A 15,014-nucleotide genomic window follows, 5' to 3' on the forward strand; every position below is an offset into this window, starting at 1 on the left:
TGCGCCGCCACAAAGGTTATATCTGCCCTTCACCAAGGGACAGATATGAGTAAGCACTTCGAAGACGCACGGTACTACCTCGGTCGAGCGGCGGACCACGCGAAGGCGGGCGTGAAAGAGGAGTTAGCGCCCGTCGAGGAACGGGTGAAAGAACTCGTGGGCCGGGAGGACGACGAGGAGCCGGAGCCCTCACGGCTGGACAAGCTCCAAGCGGACCTGAAGGAGCTCGAAGAGCGCGCCGAGGGCGAGGCCCGCGAGGCGGTCGCGTCCGCTCGGAAGCGCGTCGCGGAGTACCGCGGCAAGGACACCGCCGCGGAGTAACGGCGCTCCGTTCGGCGCGATCGCGTACGCCGAGTTACTTCAGTGGTGGGCCGGCCGTCGCGGCCGCGTCGCCGCCGATTCGCTGTTCGGCGGGCAGCACCGCGTACTCGATATCGGCCGCCTCGAACAGCGACCGCACCCGTCGGATCCCCTCCTCGGCGTCGACGTCCGTCGCGCGGTAGTGGCGGATCGGGTGCCGGATCCACGACGGCTCCCAGTGAGCGTACACGTCGGTCGTCGAACGGTCGGCCCCGGCGTACAGCGCGAGGTGAAGCTGGTCGTCGCTTTCGAGCGGCCCCTCCGGGTACCGGACCCAACTGGCCACGGTCGTCTGCGGGGGCGTCTCGTAGTCGCGGTACTTGAGCGAGGAGACGAGGTTCCGAACGAACCCGAGCCGGTGGAGCCGCGCCTCGACGACCGGGTACGGCTCGCGGAGCGTAAGCGCGTACTGCTCTCGTGGCGTCTCTCGCTCGGCGTAGAGGCCGACGAGCGACAGCGGCGCGTGGAGGAGACTCGCGACGCTCTGGCGGAGCCGTTCGAGGAAGCGGAGTTCGTGAGTCACGACGAGGGATCCGGGCGGCCGCGAAATGAAGCTTCGGCGTAAAGTAACTCTTAAGTCCGGACGTCGGATACCTCGGAGTGAGCGGGTTGGTGGTCTAGCCAGGTTATGACGGCTCCTTCACACGGAGCAGGCCGGCGGTTCGAATCCGCCCCAACCCATACATTTCCCTGCCGTTCGTGAAGGAAGTGTCGAAAGTCACACGCGCACGTGTCGTCCGTCTCGCAACCGAGAGCACCGGCGCAAAAAGTCACCACCCGGGCCGACCAGAACCGCGCCACAACTCCGCGAGCCCACCGAGTCGGTCGCCAAAGCCCAGATTTCGGCCACCGGGCGGGCCGTTACCGCTCGCTCCGGACCGTCACCGTCTCCTGTTCGAACTCGTCCGCGCCGTCGCGCCAGCGCCACGAGCCGACGAACGGGTAGCCGTCGAGCGCGCAGATGACGTACGAGTGGTCGGGCCACGTCGCCCGCGCGGCGTCCGTCTCGCTCGGGTGCGTCGGGCCGGTGGGGTGGGAGTGGTAGAAGCCGACCACGTCGCGGCCCGCCGCCTCGACGGTCTCGATCAGGTCGAGCTGCGCTTCCGGGTCGATCCGGTAGCGGATCTCGGGCGTGTCCGCGACGTTCTCGGCCGGATGGGTCTCCGTGACCACGCTGGGGTCCCCGTCCGTCCCGCGGTCGCCGGCGAGGACGCCGCAGACCTCGGCCTCGCCGCCCTCGTAGGCCCGGTACACGATGTCGTCGTACGCCGCCCGCGTGAGTTCGATCATACCGGATGAAGGCCCGACGCCGGCATAAGTCCGATCGGACCAGCGGGGGAGAGGCCCGAACCGGTCCGCGGGCGACACCGTGCTCACCAGTCCCTGGACACCGGCGTCTCGCTCGCGTCGACGCGCTCCAGCAGCCACGCCGCGGCCGCGTCGAGCGCGTCGTCGTCGGTCCCGGTCACCTTGAGCCGGTTGTGGTCGGCCTCGCGGTCCGGGTAGCAGCCGACGGCGACATCGAACCGCTCAGTCGACTCCTCCAGGGCGTCGACGATGTTCGACTCCGGCTCGACGGTGTAGAGGAACCGCGAGCGCCGGTCGCCCGCGAACTCGTCGGCGACGGTCTCGAACGTCGCCTTCAGCTCGTCCGGGATCCCGGGCATGACGTAGACGTTCTCGACGACGCAGCCCGGCGCGAGCCCGGCCTCGGTCACCAGCGGGCGGCTCCCCGCTGGGACCGACGCCTCGGCCGCGACGTCGACGTCGAACTCGCGGTCGGGGACGCGCTCGCGGATCGCGGCCAGCCGCCGCTCGACCGACTCGCGCGTGAGGTCAGTCGGGGCCATCTCGCGGTCGAACGCGTCCGCGACCGCCTCCATAGTCACGTCGTCCGGGGTGCTGCCGATCCCGCCGGTGACGATCACGGCGTCGAAGTCGCCCGCGTACTCGCTGACCCGGTCAGCGATCTCGGCCCTGTCGTCGGGGATTGAGAGGATCCGCGACACGGCGACGCCGCGCTCGCTCAGCTCCGCGGCGAGCCAGTTCGCGTTGGTGTTCACCGTGTCGCCCGAGAGCAGTTCGTCCCCGACCGTGATCAGCGCGACCTCCATCGGACCGGCGTACGAGCGGCCGACGGATGTGCGTTTCCCGCCGCGGACAGACCCGAATAATAATGAGGGACCGCGGCCTCGGTCGGGAGGTGACACGCGACACCACACGCCGTGCGGTCCTCGCGAGCGTCCTCGCGGCCGGCAGCGCCGGACTGGCGGCGAGCGACGCGGCCGACCTCCTCGACTCGTTCGCCCCGCTGTCGGGCGGGGCGTGGGACGCAGCCGATCGGTCGCTCCCCGAGACGGTCGAGAGCCCGCACGGGGCGGCGAGCGTCTCGCGCGACGAGTTCGGCGTCCCGCAGGTCGAGGCCGACGCGGAGCCCGCGGCGTACTTCGCGGTGGGCTACTGCCAGGCGTTCGACCGCCTGTTCGCGATGGACCTCCAGCGCCGGGTGATGCGCGGCCGCCTCTCGGAGGTGATCGGCGAGGCGACGCTCGACAGCGACGAGTTCAACGTCGCGATGGGCTTCGCCGACGCCGCCGCGGCCACCTGGGACGCGGTCGCCGAGACGCGCGCCGGCCCGCTCGTCGAGGCGTTCGCCGACGGCGTCAACGCCGCGATGGACGACCTCCCGCTCCCGCTGGAGTTCGAGCTGGTCGGCTACGAGCCCGAGCCGTGGACCCCGGTCGACTCGATGCTGATGGAGAAGCAGATATCGTGGACGCTCACGGGCAGCTTCTCGGAGCTGCGCCGCGCGCTCGTCGCCGACCGCCTCGGCGCGGAGCGCGCGGCGACCCTGTTCCCGACGCGGTACGACCACGACGACCCGATCCTCGACGGGACCGAGACGCGGCTCGACGGGGCGCGGGAGTCCGCGCTGGCCGACGCGGGCGAGCGGGGGGAGCGGACTTCGAACGACCGGGAGCGAGCTTCGAACGGTCGGGAGCGCGGCTCGGTCGACCCCGTCGACCCGGCCCTAACCGACTGGCTCTCCGGGTTCGAGTCGCCGACCGGCGTCGGCTCGAACAGCTGGGTCGTCTCGGGCGAGCACACCGCGAGCGGGACGCCGACCGTCGCGTACGACCCGCACCTCTCGCTTCAGGCGCCGCCGCTGTGGTACGAGCAGTCGGTCGACACCCCCGAGCGCTCGGTGCGGGGCGCGACGTTCTCGGGCGTGCCGTTCGTCATCGCGGGCGCGAACGACCGCGGGACGTGGTCGTTCACGAACCTCGGCGCCGACGTGCTCGACTGCTACCGCTACGAGATCGACGAGGCGGGCGACCGCTACCGGTACGACGGCGAGTGGCGCCCGTTCGAGGTCGACGAGCGCGAGACGATCCCGGTCGCCAGCGGCGAGGACCGGGAGCTTCGCGTCCGCCGCACCGTCCACGGCCCGCTGATCGAGCGCGAGGGGCGGACGGTCGGCGTCGCGTGGACCGGCCACACGGCGACGCGCACCACGACCGCCATCGAGGCGTACGGGCGCAGCGGGGGGATAGACGACCTGATCGACGCGACGCGCGACTTCGACCTGCCGACGCAGAACCTCGTGTACGCGGACGCCGACGGCCGGACGCTCTACTTCGCGACCGGGCGGCTGCCGATCCGCCGGACGGACGGCGAGGTCGTCGACGGCGACCGGGTCTTCGACGGCTCCGCGGGCGAGGGCGAGTGGGAGGGGTTCGAGCCGTTCGGCGAGTCCTCGTGGGAGGGGTTCGTCCCCTTCGAGGAGAAGCCGCACGCGATCGACCCCGACGCGCTCTCGACGGCGAACCAGCGGCCGATCGACGACCCGATCCACTACGTCGGCGTCGACTACGCGACCCCGTACCGCGGCGCGCGCATCGCCGACCGGTTGGACGCGCGGACGGCTGACGGGGGGACGACCGACCCCGAGTTCCACCGCGGGCTCCAGAGCGACGTGCGCGACGGGCGCGCGCCGGAACTCGTCCCGGAACTGGTCGCCGCCGTGCGCGACCGGTCCGACCCAGGCCCGGCGCTCGTCGACGCGGCCGACGCCCTCGACGAGTGGGACTACCGGATGGCGCGCGACGCCCGCGGCGCGCTGCTCTTCGCCCGCTACCTGCCGGCGTTCCGCGAGCGCGTCTTCGGCCCCGCGTTCGGCGAGGCCGACCTCGACGACTCCTACTACCCGAGCGACTGGACGCTCGCGCGGCTCCCCGACGACGACCCGCTGTTCGACGGGCGCTCGCGGGCCGACCTCGCGGTCGCGGCCCTCGGCGACGCGCTCGCCGAGGTCGACGAGGCCGGGTGGGAGCGGTACAGCGACTACAACACCACGCGGGCGATGACCCACCCGCTCGGCGGCGAGGCGCCGTTCCTGAACTACGCGGAGCGCCCGGCGGACGGCTCGCCCGCCACCGTGAAGAACTACCGCGTCGAGTCGTCCGTCGGGTCGAGCTGGCGGATGGTGGTGCGCCCGGGGACCGACGCCACCGCGGTCCTCCCGGGCGGGAACTCGGGCGACTACTTCTCAGAGCACTACGACGACCAGCTCCGGCGCTGGCTCGAAAACGACCAGCGCCCGATGCCCCTCGGCGGCGGCGACCCGGTAGTGCGGTTCGAGCCGACGGAGGGGTCGCGATGAGCGACGGGCCGTCGCCGGTAGAGCGCGCCAGGACGGAGCCGCGGGCGCACGCGGTCGCGGTCGTCGCCGCCGTGGCGGTCGGCGTCGCGCTCGCGTCGGTCCACTGGCTCGGGCTGATCGCGGCCGGCGCGCTCGCGTCGCTCGCCGCGCCGACGGTCCGCCGCGGCGTCGCGTACGCGCTCGGGGCGGGCGTCGTCGCCCTCGCCGCGTTCGCGGTCTCGCTCGGCCCGGCGGCCCCGGCGGTGCCGGGGATGCGGCCGATCACCTACGTCGCGGTCGGCGCGGGGCTGGCGCTGCCGCTGTTCGGGTCGCTCGCGCGGGCCGTCGCGACCTGACGCGCTCCGGCGGCCGGCGCTCAGTCCAGCCGCTCTACGTCGGTGACGGTCTCGTCGGTCTCGACGTCGCCCGTGTTGCGCGTCTCGCGCGGCTCGAACAACAGGACCTCGGCCTCGGGCTCGGCGACGGGGCGGTGTTCGGTCCCGCGCGGGACGGCGATGAAGTCGCCGGCTTCCAGCACCGCGTCGTCCGCCTCGCGGAACTCGATCCGGAGCCGGCCGTCGCGGACGATAAAGAGCTCGTCGGCGTCCGCGTGGCTGTGCCAGACGAACTCCCCATCAGCCTTCACGAGCTTGACCGCCTGTCCGTTGAGCTCGGCCGCGAGCCGCGGCGACCACGTCTCGTCGAACGAGCCGAACGCCTCTGCGAGGGACGCCTTCTCCATACCGGCGGTCGGGGCCGGAGCGGTAAAGTCGCTGTTCACCCCGGTCGCAGCGGCGCCCGCGACCGTCCGGGGCGCGTGGGAGATATATAGCACTCGGTAGCGGTGTAAACCGCTCGGGCGACCGCCGGACCCCTCATATAAGCGTTTACGAGGAGACTGTGCGTGCCGCGACGTATGGCAGCGACCCACGCGGACGAGGGGAGCGATCCGATCCGGGCGGCGCGGGCCGCGCTCCGCGTCGAGCGCCGCCGGACCGTCGACGAGCGGGAGGCCCTCCGCGCGTTCCGCGGCCGCGTCTCGTCGGTCCCGACCGAGGACGGGAACGCGACCGCGGCGGGCCCCGCCGCGATGGATCCGACGCGCGGCGCGGGCGGCGCGATCGGCGGGGCGGCGGGCAGTCCCGACGGCGCCGGCGGCGCGGCGTCGCCCGGGTCGGGCCTCGTCGCGGTCCGAGACGCGTACCGGGCGACGGTGATGTCCGTGCCGCACTACGAGACGGAGTACGACGACACCTACGAGCGGAGCGTCGCGGCCGAGTTCGGCCCCGAGATCGCGTACGCGCTCACCCGGACGGACAGCTTCCACGAGGCGTACAAGCGCTCGCTCCTGAGCGCCATCGAGACCGCGGTCCAGGAGCGCGAGGCGTTCCTCGACGCCTTGGAGTCCGAGATCGAGTCGGTCGAGCGCGCCGGGTCCCGGCTCGACCCCGTCCGCTCGGAGGTCGCGGCCATCGACGACGAGCTCGGCGACGGCGACGCCGCGGCGGCGGCCGCCGGGTTCGGCGCGCTCGACGCCTGCCGGACTCGGATAGAGGCGCTCGTCGAGGACTGCGACCGGATCGCCGCGCGGCGCCAGCGCGTGCTCGCCGACCACGAGCGCCGGCTCGCGATCGGGGACGATATCGACTTCGCGACGTACTGCTATCAGGACCTCGACGCCTCGTATCCGATCCTCGCCGCCGTCGGGACGCTCGGCGACCGACTGGAGCGACTGCGCGACCGGATCGAGCGGGCGATGGCGCGGACGCGGTGAGCCGCCCGTCGGCCGCGGCCGGGACCCGGTAACACCCGTGTCCGCGCCGGTTCAAGTCCCTCCGCGACGTAGTGCGGGACATGACAGACGCCACCGACGACGGCGCCGACCGAGCCGCGGGCGAGGGCCCGACGCCCACGCCGGGGATCCACCACGTGACCTGCGTGGCGGGCGACCCGCAGCGCAACCTCGACTTCTGGGTCGAGACGCTCGGGCTCCGCCTCGTGAAGCGGTCGATCAACCAGGACGACCCCGGCACGTACCACTTCTTCTACGGCGACGCCGTGGGGACGCCCGGCACGAGCGTGACGTTCTTCCCGTGGACGGACCTCCCCGAGGGCGAGGTCGGCTCCGGACAGGTCTCCCGCACCGCGTTCCGGGTCCCCGAGGGGAGCCTCGACTACTGGGAGGAGCGGTTCGACGAGCGCGGCGTCGACTACGACGACCGGGAGGAGCGGTACGGCGAGACGGTGCTCCCGTTCCGCGACCCCGACGGGCTCCCGGTCGAGCTCGTCGCGGTCGAGGTTCCGGCCGACGACCCGACGACCGCGTGGACCGCGCACGTCCCCGAGTCGGCCGCGATCCGCGGCTTCCACTCGGTGACGCTGTGGATCGACGAGCCGGAGCGCACCCGACGGCTCCTCCGGACGATGGGGCTTGAGGCGGAGGCGACCGCGACGGACGCGGCGACGGGCGGCGAGCGCACGCGCTTCGCGGCGGGCGGCCCGGTCGGGAAGTACGTCGACGTGGTCGCGGTCGACCGGCGCGGGAGCTCCGGGCGCGGGACGGTCCACCACGTCGCGTTCCAGACCCCGACCGACGACGACCAGGCGGGGATGCGCGACGCGGTCGCATCGATGGGGCTCCGCCCCACGCAACAGATCGACCGGCACTGGTTCCGCTCCGTCTACTTCCGGGAGTTCGCGGGCGTGCTCTTCGAGCTCGCCACCTCGGACCCCGGCTACGCGAGCGACGAGCCGCTGGACGCGCTCGGCGAGCGCCTGGTGCTGCCCGGGCGGTTCGAGGACCGCCGCGACGAGATCGAATCCGGCCTCGTCGACGTGACCGTGCCGCGGGCCGACGGCGAGTTCGCGGCGCACCGCGCCGACTGATCGCGGCCGGCACGGACGTCGGGCGAGACGGACGGCGCGGACGACGCCGCGGACCGATCCTTCTAATCCGTCGCCGCCGAATCCACGCCCATGACCGAGGACCTCGGCACGCCCGTGCTGGACAACCACCTCCACCTCGACCCGCGACACGGCCGCGGGATCGAGGCCGTCGAGGAGTTCGCGCGGCTCGGCGGCACCCACCTGCTCGTCGTGAACAAGCCCTCGTGGCTGCTCGGCGTCGAGCCCGACGAGCCCGACGACTTCCGCGCCGTCTTCGAGGAGACGTTAGAGACGGTCGCGGCCGCCAGCGAGGCGCTCCCGGGGCGCGCGTGGCCCGTCCTCGGCGTCCACCCCGGACTGATCAGCCGGCTCGTCGACGAGCGCGGCTTCCCGCCCGAGGCGGCCCGCGACCTCATGCGCGGCGGACTCGAAGCCGCGAGCGAGTACGTCGCGGACGGCGACGCGCTCGCGCTGAAGTCCGGCCGCCCCCACTACGACGTGACCGACGCGGTGTGGGACGCGTCGAACGCGGTCACCCGCCGGGCGTTCGAGCTGGGCGCCGAGGTCGGCTGCGCGGTCCAGCTCCACACCGAGGCGACCGAGGACCTGACCGACCTCGCGGCGGTCGCCGAGGAGGTCGGACTCGATCCCTCGAAGGTCGTGAAACATTACGCCGCGGGCGAGCTGGCGGGCGTCACGCCCAGCGTGATGAGCGACAAGGAGCGGCTGGAGCGCGCCGCCGAGGCGGGCGAGCCGTTCCTGATGGAGACGGACTTCGTCGACGACCCCGACCGCCCGGGGATGGTGCTCGGCCCGAAGACCGTCCCTCGGCGGGTGCGCTGGCTGCTGGAGGAGGGCCACGGGGGGGCGGTCCGTCGGGCGCACGTCGAGACGCCGCGCGACGTGTACGGGATCGACACCGAGGCGACGCTGGAGCGTGAGGAGCCGTGAGCGGGGCGACGGCCTCGCGGCCGCCGGCGGTCCTGTTCACCGGGTTCCCCGGATTCCTCGGCTCGGCGCTGCTCCGGCGCGTGCTCGCCCGCGGCGACGGGCCGGTCGCCTGCCTCGTTCAGTCCCGGTACCGCGACCTCGCGGCGCGGCGCGCCCGCGACATCGTCGCCGACGTCGGGGACGAGGGCGGCGACGGGGCGGCCGTCCACCTCTACGAGGGCGACGTCACTGAGCCGGACCTCGGGCTCGGCGCGGCGCTCGACGATCCCGACCTGCTCGGCGGCGTCGAGGAGGTGTATCACCTCGCCGCGGTGTACGACTTAAGCGTCGACGCCGACCTCGCGGAGGCGGTGAACGTCCGCGGCACGGAACACGTCCTCGACGCGGCCGAGCGCGTCGGCGTCGACCGCCTCCACTACGTCAGCACCTGCTACGTCAGCGGCCGGTACGACGGGGTGTTCACCGCCGAGGACCTCCGCGAGGGCCAGTCGTTCAACAACCACTACGAGGCGACGAAATACCGCGCCGAGGTCGCGGTGCGGGAGCGGATGGCCGAGGGGCTCCCGGCGACCGTCTACCGGCCGGCGATCGCCGTCGGCGACAGCGAGACGGGCGAGACCGACAAGCTCGACGGGCCCTACAACCTCCTGCGGCTACTCTTGGCCCAGCCGCGGCGGCTCGCGGTCGCGTTCTCGGTCCCCGGCGCGGCGGACACGGAGCTGAACGTCGTGCCCCGGGACTACGTGGTCGACGCGATCGCCGAACTGAGCGGTCGCCCCGAGACCGTCGGCGAGACGTACCAGCTCTGCGACCCCGACCCGCTCACCGTCCCGGCGTTCGTCGCCGCGATGAGCGACGCCGCCGGGCGCCGGACGGTCACGGTCCCGACGCCGAAGCCCGTCGCGAAGGCGGCCGCGCGGGTGCTCTCGGCCCGGGGCGTCGACGTGGAGCCGGCGACGATCGACTACTTCGACCACCTGACCCGCTACCGCTGCCCGAACGCGACCGACGCGCTGGCGGACACCGACGTCTCCGTCCCGCCGTTCGAGTCGTACGTCGATCGGATCGTCGCGTTCGCGCGGGCGAACCCCGACCTCGGCGACGACCCGATGACGTGAGTCCGGGAGGGGCGACGGAGGCGCCCGACCGCGGGACGGAGGCGTCCGACCGCGGGACGGAGGCGTCCGACCGCGGGACGGGGGCGCCGCCGGGAATCCGGGATTCACGCGGGTGAGACGCGGTCTCGCGCGGCGATCGATAGGAAAGGCATTTGAGTTGGCCGGGCGACGTAGGGCACATGACCGACGACGACGCCGTCGAAACGTTCTATACCGACGAACGCTGGCAGAACTGGCTCGACAGGCTGGCCGAAGAGGAGCTCGACCCCGAGAACGAGGACTCGGCGCGCCTCCTCCTCAACCTCCAGGACGACGCGGCGATCGCCGTGGTGAAGGTGCTCGCGGCGTTCGACGACGACCGCATCGGCGAGGAGCGCGCCGTGGAGGAGCTCCGCGACATCCGCGAGATCGTCCTCGCCGACGTCGAGTTCGACGACGAGGACAAGGTGATGCTGATCGACGGCGTCCAGACCTCGCTCGTCCCCGTCTTCTACGCGGCCGAGGAGTACGTCGTCGGCGGCGTCGTCGACGGCGACGTGAGCGAGTTCGTGCGCGCGGCCGCCGAGGCCGAGGAGGGCGACGACCTCGACGCCGCGCTCGGCTACGTGGTCCAGGCCGGCACGCGCGTCATCGACGGCGAGGCGCTCGACATCGAGCTCGTCGAGGACCTCGAGTACGGGCTCGTCTCCGAGTGGGTCAACGGGCTCGACTCCCTCCAGTCGGCCATCGAGGACCCGGAAGTCGTCGAAGAGGAGGACTGACGGCGTCGACGGACCCGGCCCCGTCGGGTCGATCGAGGTGAAGTGTTTTCAGCGCCCGTAGCGTCGGGTCCGCATGGTCTCTCTCGCGGCCGGACTGGCGATCGCGCTCCTCGTCGTCTGGACGGCCAGCTCGTTCGTCCCGTTCGTGCCGGGCGGCGTCCTCGCGGCGCTGACGGTCGTCAGCTACGCGTACACCACCGGCTTCGCCGAGCCGAGCCTCGTCGCGCTGGTCGCGCTCGTCGCCGTCTCGCTGCTGGCCTCGGCGGCGGACCTCGTGTCCGGAATGGTCTCCGGCCGGATCGGCGGCGCCTCGACCCGGACCGTCGTCGTCGGGACGCTGATCGGGATCGTGCTCCTGGTCCCGCTCGGGCCGATCGGGCTCGTCGTCGGCCTTGGCGGCACCGTCTTCGTCGCCGCCCTCGACGAGCACGACGGCGACACGGGCGAGGCCGCCCGGCAGGCGGCCTACGCGGTTGTCGGCGCCCTCGCCAGCGCGTTCGTCCAGGCCGTCCTGCTCGCGGGCGTCACGGTCGCGTTCGCCCTCAGCGTCCTGTAACGCCGGTCGCGGGCGGGCTACGCCGCCACCGAGAAGAGGAGCAGGTTGTGCGCGGCCGGGCCGAGCCCCATCGCCGCGACGAATCCGAGGAGGAGGTACCCCTCGGCCGGCTCCTCGCGCACGTACGCCGCGAACAGCCACACGACGGCGCTCGCGACCGCGAGCTTCACGAGGAGGAACAGCCACCCCTCCCCGATCACCGGGAGCGACGGCAGCCCGCCGACCTCAAGCAGGATCCGCGAGAGGGGCGTGCGCTCGCCGAAGCCGAGCTGGGTCGTCCCGACCGCGGTCGAGACGCCGTCGAGCGCGTGGCCGAACACCGCGAGCCCGCCGACGCCGCCAGTGACCCTCGTCTCGGGGCGCGCGCGCGTCAGCCCGGCCCAAGTGGCGCCGGCGACAGGGACGGTGAGCGCGAGCGCGAGCGTCGACCAGCGCGCGCCGACCGGGGAGACCCCTGTGCCGACCGCGACCGCGACGACCGGGACGAGACAGAGCGCGCCGGCGGCCGCGATCGTCGCCGCGATGCGGTCCGGGCGGGCGGCGTCGGCGGCGAGCCACGCCGCGCCCGCGAGCGCTCCCACGGTGAGGTAGACCGCCGGCGAGCCAGCGAACGGCGCGAGGAGCGGCTGGAGCGCGTCGACGACGTAGAGGACGTGGGCCGCGGAGCCGAGCGCCATCCACGGGGCGAGCGCGAGCACGCGGCGCCCGGTGACCGCGGGACGGCGGCGGCGGAGCGCGGCGACGACGCCCGCGGTCGCGAGGAGGAGGACGACCAGGTGCGGCAGGGGCGGCAGCGTCGTGCCCGCGGGGAGGAGGGCGCCGACCATCAGACGGACAGGACTGGCTGGCTCGCGTACAGCAGCACGTACTCGGCGGCCTTCCCCAGCACCTCGCCGGGGTCGCCGGAGACGGGCTCGCGCGGGACGACGATGAAGTCCGACTCCAGCTCCTCGGCCGTGTCGAGGACGACGCTCCCGGGGTGGACCGTCTTCACCGACGTGGAGAAGCCGTAGGCGATGGAGTTGCTGTGGGGCACCCCGGCCGCGTCCGCGCGGCGGGCGACGGAGTCGGTGAACGCCTCGGAGTCGTCTGCCACCTCGCTCTCGTCGACCACCCCGTGGTCGATGGCGCGGACGACCTCCTCGTCGAGGACGTACAGCGCGTGGACGCTCGCGTCGTACTCCGCCGCGAGCGCGATGGCGTAGTCGACCGCCTCGTGTGACTCCTCGCTGCCGTCGACGGGCACGAGGACGAGGTCGATGTCGAGATCGGTCATACGCGGTCCCTCGTCGGGGGAGTTCAAAAAGCCCGCCCAATGCGGCCGCGCGTCCGGACTCCGGCGAGCGGACTCAGTCCCGGCCGCGGAAGGGATCGAGCGAGGGCGTCCAGTCGTACTCGCGGTAGCGGATCCGCGGCGTCGCGTCGGCGTCGATCACGCCGTAGCGCCGCAGCCACTCGCGGATCCCGCTCGTCCCGCCGAAGTCGCCGCGGTACCAGAGCATGAGCCGCGGCACGCGGGCGGTGCCGTCCGCGACGACCGTCTCGCCGCGCAGGTACGTCTCGGTCGCGTGGTCGAGCTGCTCGTCGACGGTCGCCGGGTCGTACGCGAAGACAGCCGGGCAGGCGGCCGCGCCGCAGTTGACCGCGAAGTGGATCCGCGGGTCCGGCTCGGCGACCCGGTGCCGGCGGACGAACGCGGACGGAAACGGGTTCGGCAGGTAGCCCAGCCCGTACTTCCACCGCGAGCGACGCAGGATCCCGTGTTCAATCTCGTCGAGGCTCAGGTCGGTGCCGGCCACGGAGACGACCGGGGCGCCGAAGAAGCGGCGGCGGTCCGACAGGCGCGTCGGGTCGTCGAGGAGCGCGTCGCCGGTGGCGCCGTTGTAGACGTTGATCCAGAACGCCAGCCGCTCGGCGGGCGAGAGGGCGTCGAGCGCGGTCGGCGACAGCGCGTCGAGCCGATCGCGGGCCGCGTCGGCGGCCCCGTCCGTCCGGACGGCGCGGAGGAACCCGCGGGCGGCGTCGACCGGCGCGGCCCCCGAGCCCGAGTCGGCGGTCGGAGGCTCTGCCGCCCCTCGGTCCGCGGCGGGCCGCTCCGCGGTCTCACCCCCGTCGGTCGCCCCCGGCCGTGCCATGGCCTGAGATATGGTCGCACGGACCTATATGTGGCCCGGTTCCGCGCGGCGGGCGCCAGACCGGGTCTCGATTTATCCGGCGCGAGCGCGTACGCGACGTATGAGCGACACCCGGACGTCCGCCGAGGCGGTCCCCGACTTCGAGCTCCCGAACGTCGCGGCCGGTCCCGACCCGTTCGCGCTGTCGGCCGCGGCCGCGGACCCCGACGCCGACGCGGTCGTCCTCCTGTTCCAGCGCGACTACCACTGCGGGAACTGCCGGACGCAGGTCCAAGCGATCGCCGACCGGTACGACGAGTTCGCGGCGCTGAACGCGACGGTGGTCTCCGTGCTGCCCGAACCCGTCGACCGGGCGCGGTCGTGGCAGGAGTCGTACGACCTCCCGTTCCCGCTGCTCGCGGACCCCGACGCGGACGTGAGCGACGCGTACGACCAGCCCGTGCGGTTCGGCGTCCTCGGGTCGCTACACGACCTCGTCGGGCGCATGCCGGTGGCGATGGTCCTCGACGTGCGCTCCGGCGAGCCGGTCGTCGCGTACGCGTACGAGGGGCGGCTGCCCGCCGACCGGCCCGAGACCGACGACCTGCTGGCCGAGGTCCGCGCGCTCCGGGACGACTGACCGATGGAGCGGCGCGCGCCCATCGCCCTCTGGCGGCTCTCGCGCCCGTCCCAGCTCGGCCTGATCGCGCTCGTGTACGCCCTCGGCGTCGCGATGGCGTACGGCCGCGGGCACGGCGCGACGGCCGGCCCAGTCCGGGTCGGCTTCGGGCTCGCCGCGCTGCTACCGGTCGCCGCGAGCGTCCACTACGCCAACGAGTACGCCGACGTCGAGACCGACGCGCTCACCGACCGCACACGGTTCTCCGGCGGGAGCGGCGCGCTGGTCGAGACCGACCTCCCGCGGGCGGTCGCGCTCCGGGCCGGAATCGCCGCCGGCGGCCTCGGGCTCGCCGCGGTCGGCCTCGGCGTTGCGGCCGCGGCGGTCGGCCTCGCGGACGGCCCGCTCCTGACGCCGCCGGCCGCCGTCCTCCTCGCGGGGATCCTCGTCGTCGGCTGGCAGTACTCGGTCGGGCCGCTCCGGCTCGCGTGGAACGGGCTCGGAGCGGCGACGAACGCGCTCCTCGGCGGCGCCGCGCTCCCGCTGTACGGGTTCGCGGTCGCGGCCGGTGCGGTCACCGCCGAGGCCGCGCTCGCGACGCTCCCCTTCGCCGTCGTGGTGTTCGTCAACCTCTTGGAGACGACGTGGCCCGACCGCCGCGCGGACGCCGCCGTCGGGAAGCGGACGCTCGCGGCGCGGTGGTCGGCGGCCCGGCTCCGCGCCGCGTACGCGCTCGGGGGCGCCGCGGCCGCGCTCGCGGCCGCCGCCCTCGCCGGCCGAGTGCTTCCGCCGCTCGTGACCGGGGCGACGCTGCTCCCGCTGGTCGGGCTCGCCCCGGGGTACCGGCGGTTCACGCGCCGGGAGGAGCCGCTGCCCGCGGTGGCGACGATGGTCGCGCTGGCGGCCGCGACGACGGCCGCGTGGGCGCTCGTCGCGCTCGGCGTCGGCCCGGGCGCGTGAGGGGCGACCCGACGCGCGGCGGGAGTCGGTGCCGCCCTCGCCGCGCG

At 73.6% G+C, this 15,014-nt stretch carries 18 protein-coding genes and 1 tRNA gene; 12 read left to right on the top strand and 7 right to left on the bottom strand.

Translation table 11 applies throughout. The features are described from left to right. Positions 1 to 45 precede the first annotated feature (45 nt). A complete protein-coding gene (locus AMR74_RS14340) occupies positions 46 to 321 on the top strand; it encodes a DUF7553 family protein (protein WP_053772737.1) in 276 nt (91 codons plus the stop codon). Positions 322 to 355: 34 nt separating this feature from the next. On the opposite strand, the gene AMR74_RS14345 is transcribed toward AMR74_RS14340, so the two are convergent. Next, positions 356 to 883: a hypothetical protein gene (locus AMR74_RS14345; RefSeq protein WP_053772738.1), complete on the bottom strand. Its 528-nt coding sequence runs from the start codon at positions 881 to 883 to the stop codon at positions 356 to 358. 83 nt (positions 884 to 966) lie between these two features. Between AMR74_RS14345 and AMR74_RS14350 the strand changes: the two genes are divergently transcribed. After that, a tRNA-Val gene (locus AMR74_RS14350) sits at positions 967 to 1,041 on the top strand. Between the two features lie 180 nt (positions 1,042 to 1,221). On the opposite strand, the gene AMR74_RS14355 is transcribed toward AMR74_RS14350, so the two are convergent. Further along, positions 1,222 to 1,650 carry a desampylase gene (locus AMR74_RS14355; protein ID WP_053772739.1) on the bottom strand — a complete coding sequence of 143 codons (429 nt, stop codon included), beginning with the start codon at positions 1,648 to 1,650 and terminating at the stop codon, positions 1,222 to 1,224. 83 nt (positions 1,651 to 1,733) lie between these two features. Continuing rightward, positions 1,734 to 2,474 carry a competence/damage-inducible protein A gene (locus AMR74_RS14360; RefSeq protein WP_053772740.1) on the bottom strand — a complete coding sequence of 247 codons (741 nt, stop codon included), beginning with the start codon at positions 2,472 to 2,474 and terminating at the stop codon, positions 1,734 to 1,736. Between the two features lie 89 nt (positions 2,475 to 2,563). On the opposite strand from AMR74_RS14360, the gene AMR74_RS14365 reads away from it, so the two are divergent. Together AMR74_RS14365 and AMR74_RS14370 are read left to right on the top strand one after the other, a co-directional pair. Further along, positions 2,564 to 5,023 (top strand): penicillin acylase family protein, encoded by a 2,460-nt coding sequence (locus AMR74_RS14365; protein WP_053772794.1) that lies wholly within the window; start codon positions 2,564 to 2,566, stop codon positions 5,021 to 5,023. Beyond that, on the top strand, positions 5,020 to 5,358 hold the full coding sequence (locus AMR74_RS14370; RefSeq protein WP_053772741.1) for a hypothetical protein: 339 nt from the start codon (positions 5,020 to 5,022) through the stop codon (positions 5,356 to 5,358). Before AMR74_RS14365 ends, AMR74_RS14370 begins: the two co-directional genes overlap by 4 nt. 20 nt (positions 5,359 to 5,378) lie before the next feature. Here AMR74_RS14370 and AMR74_RS14375 read toward each other — a convergent pair whose 3' ends face one another. After that, on the bottom strand, positions 5,379 to 5,744 hold the full coding sequence (locus AMR74_RS14375; protein WP_053772742.1) for a cupin domain-containing protein: 366 nt from the start codon (positions 5,742 to 5,744) through the stop codon (positions 5,379 to 5,381). Positions 5,745 to 5,918: 174 nt separating this feature from the next. Here AMR74_RS14375 and AMR74_RS14380 point away from each other — a divergent pair, with 174 nt between their 5' ends. The 6 genes from AMR74_RS14380 to AMR74_RS14405 all read left to right on the top strand — a co-directional run bounded on the left by AMR74_RS14380 (position 5,919) and on the right by AMR74_RS14405 (position 11,274). Further along, positions 5,919 to 6,776, top strand: coding sequence for a DUF7260 family protein (locus AMR74_RS14380; RefSeq protein WP_053772743.1), 858 nt, complete (start codon positions 5,919 to 5,921; stop codon positions 6,774 to 6,776). A gap of 80 nt (positions 6,777 to 6,856) precedes the next feature. Then, positions 6,857 to 7,888 carry a VOC family protein gene (locus tag AMR74_RS14385; RefSeq protein ID WP_053772744.1) on the top strand — a complete coding sequence of 344 codons (1,032 nt, stop codon included), beginning with the start codon at positions 6,857 to 6,859 and terminating at the stop codon, positions 7,886 to 7,888. Positions 7,889 to 7,978: 90 nt separating this feature from the next. Beyond that, the gene (locus AMR74_RS14390; RefSeq protein WP_053772745.1) at positions 7,979 to 8,839 is read left to right on the top strand and encodes a TatD family hydrolase; all 861 of its coding nucleotides are present in this window, start codon (positions 7,979 to 7,981) and stop codon (positions 8,837 to 8,839) included. Further along, on the top strand, positions 8,836 to 9,957 hold the full coding sequence (locus AMR74_RS14395; RefSeq protein ID WP_053772746.1) for an SDR family oxidoreductase: 1,122 nt from the start codon (positions 8,836 to 8,838) through the stop codon (positions 9,955 to 9,957). The genes AMR74_RS14390 and AMR74_RS14395 overlap by 4 nt, the downstream gene beginning before the upstream one ends. A gap of 179 nt (positions 9,958 to 10,136) precedes the next feature. Beyond that, positions 10,137 to 10,718, top strand: coding sequence for a DUF2150 family protein (locus AMR74_RS14400; RefSeq protein WP_053772747.1), 582 nt, complete (start codon positions 10,137 to 10,139; stop codon positions 10,716 to 10,718). A gap of 73 nt (positions 10,719 to 10,791) precedes the next feature. Beyond that, positions 10,792 to 11,274 (top strand): DUF456 domain-containing protein, encoded by a 483-nt coding sequence (locus AMR74_RS14405; protein WP_053772748.1) that lies wholly within the window; start codon positions 10,792 to 10,794, stop codon positions 11,272 to 11,274. A gap of 17 nt (positions 11,275 to 11,291) precedes the next feature. On the opposite strand, the gene AMR74_RS14410 is transcribed toward AMR74_RS14405, so the two are convergent. The 3 genes from AMR74_RS14410 to AMR74_RS14420 form a co-directional block, all read right to left on the bottom strand. Then, positions 11,292 to 12,101, bottom strand: coding sequence for a DUF63 family protein (locus AMR74_RS14410; RefSeq protein WP_053772749.1), 810 nt, complete (start codon positions 12,099 to 12,101; stop codon positions 11,292 to 11,294). Continuing rightward, on the bottom strand, positions 12,101 to 12,550 hold the full coding sequence (locus tag AMR74_RS14415) for a universal stress protein (protein WP_053772750.1): 450 nt from the start codon (positions 12,548 to 12,550) through the stop codon (positions 12,101 to 12,103). The genes AMR74_RS14410 and AMR74_RS14415 overlap by 1 nt, the downstream gene beginning before the upstream one ends. Positions 12,551 to 12,623: 73 nt before the next feature. Continuing rightward, positions 12,624 to 13,409, bottom strand: a complete 786-nt coding sequence (locus tag AMR74_RS14420; protein WP_053772751.1) for a DUF547 domain-containing protein — start codon at positions 13,407 to 13,409, stop codon at positions 12,624 to 12,626. 100 nt (positions 13,410 to 13,509) lie between these two features. Here AMR74_RS14420 and AMR74_RS14425 point away from each other — a divergent pair, with 100 nt between their 5' ends. Together AMR74_RS14425 and AMR74_RS14430 are read left to right on the top strand one after the other, a co-directional pair. Next, entirely contained in the window at positions 13,510 to 14,028 is a 519-nt protein-coding gene (locus AMR74_RS14425; RefSeq protein ID WP_053772752.1) for a peroxiredoxin family protein, read from the top strand. A gap of 3 nt (positions 14,029 to 14,031) precedes the next feature. Beyond that, a complete protein-coding gene (locus AMR74_RS14430) occupies positions 14,032 to 14,967 on the top strand; it encodes a prenyltransferase (protein WP_053772753.1) in 936 nt (311 codons plus the stop codon). The last annotated feature ends 47 nt before the right edge of the window (positions 14,968 to 15,014 follow it).

Source organism: Halorubrum tropicale (assembly GCF_001280455.1).
Classification (GTDB): Archaea; Halobacteriota; Halobacteria; order Halobacteriales; family Haloferacaceae; genus Halorubrum; species Halorubrum tropicale.

Excerpts from the sequence above, each read along its gene's own strand:
- AMR74_RS14425 (WP_053772752.1), top strand. The coding sequence starts at position 13,510 with ATGAGCGACACCCGGACGTCCGCCGAGGCGGTCCCCGACTTCGAGCTC.
- AMR74_RS14355 (WP_053772739.1), bottom strand. The coding sequence starts at position 1,650 with ATGATCGAACTCACGCGGGCGGCGTACGACGACATCGTGTACCGGGCC.
- AMR74_RS14360 (WP_053772740.1), bottom strand. The coding sequence starts at position 2,474 with ATGGAGGTCGCGCTGATCACGGTCGGGGACGAACTGCTCTCGGGCGAC.
- AMR74_RS14385 (WP_053772744.1), top strand. The coding sequence starts at position 6,857 with ATGACAGACGCCACCGACGACGGCGCCGACCGAGCCGCGGGCGAGGGC.
- AMR74_RS14340 (WP_053772737.1), top strand. The coding sequence starts at position 46 with ATGAGTAAGCACTTCGAAGACGCACGGTACTACCTCGGTCGAGCGGCG.
- AMR74_RS14415 (WP_053772750.1), bottom strand. The coding sequence starts at position 12,550 with ATGACCGATCTCGACATCGACCTCGTCCTCGTGCCCGTCGACGGCAGC.
- AMR74_RS14400 (WP_053772747.1), top strand. The coding sequence starts at position 10,137 with ATGACCGACGACGACGCCGTCGAAACGTTCTATACCGACGAACGCTGG.
- AMR74_RS14380 (WP_053772743.1), top strand. The coding sequence starts at position 5,919 with ATGGCAGCGACCCACGCGGACGAGGGGAGCGATCCGATCCGGGCGGCG.
- AMR74_RS14375 (WP_053772742.1), bottom strand. The coding sequence starts at position 5,744 with ATGGAGAAGGCGTCCCTCGCAGAGGCGTTCGGCTCGTTCGACGAGACG.
- AMR74_RS14405 (WP_053772748.1), top strand. The coding sequence starts at position 10,792 with ATGGTCTCTCTCGCGGCCGGACTGGCGATCGCGCTCCTCGTCGTCTGG.
- AMR74_RS14390 (WP_053772745.1), top strand. The coding sequence starts at position 7,979 with ATGACCGAGGACCTCGGCACGCCCGTGCTGGACAACCACCTCCACCTC.
- AMR74_RS14430 (WP_053772753.1), top strand. The coding sequence starts at position 14,032 with ATGGAGCGGCGCGCGCCCATCGCCCTCTGGCGGCTCTCGCGCCCGTCC.
- AMR74_RS14410 (WP_053772749.1), bottom strand. The coding sequence starts at position 12,101 with ATGGTCGGCGCCCTCCTCCCCGCGGGCACGACGCTGCCGCCCCTGCCG.
- AMR74_RS14370 (WP_053772741.1), top strand. The coding sequence starts at position 5,020 with ATGAGCGACGGGCCGTCGCCGGTAGAGCGCGCCAGGACGGAGCCGCGG.
- AMR74_RS14420 (WP_053772751.1), bottom strand. The coding sequence starts at position 13,409 with ATGGCACGGCCGGGGGCGACCGACGGGGGTGAGACCGCGGAGCGGCCC.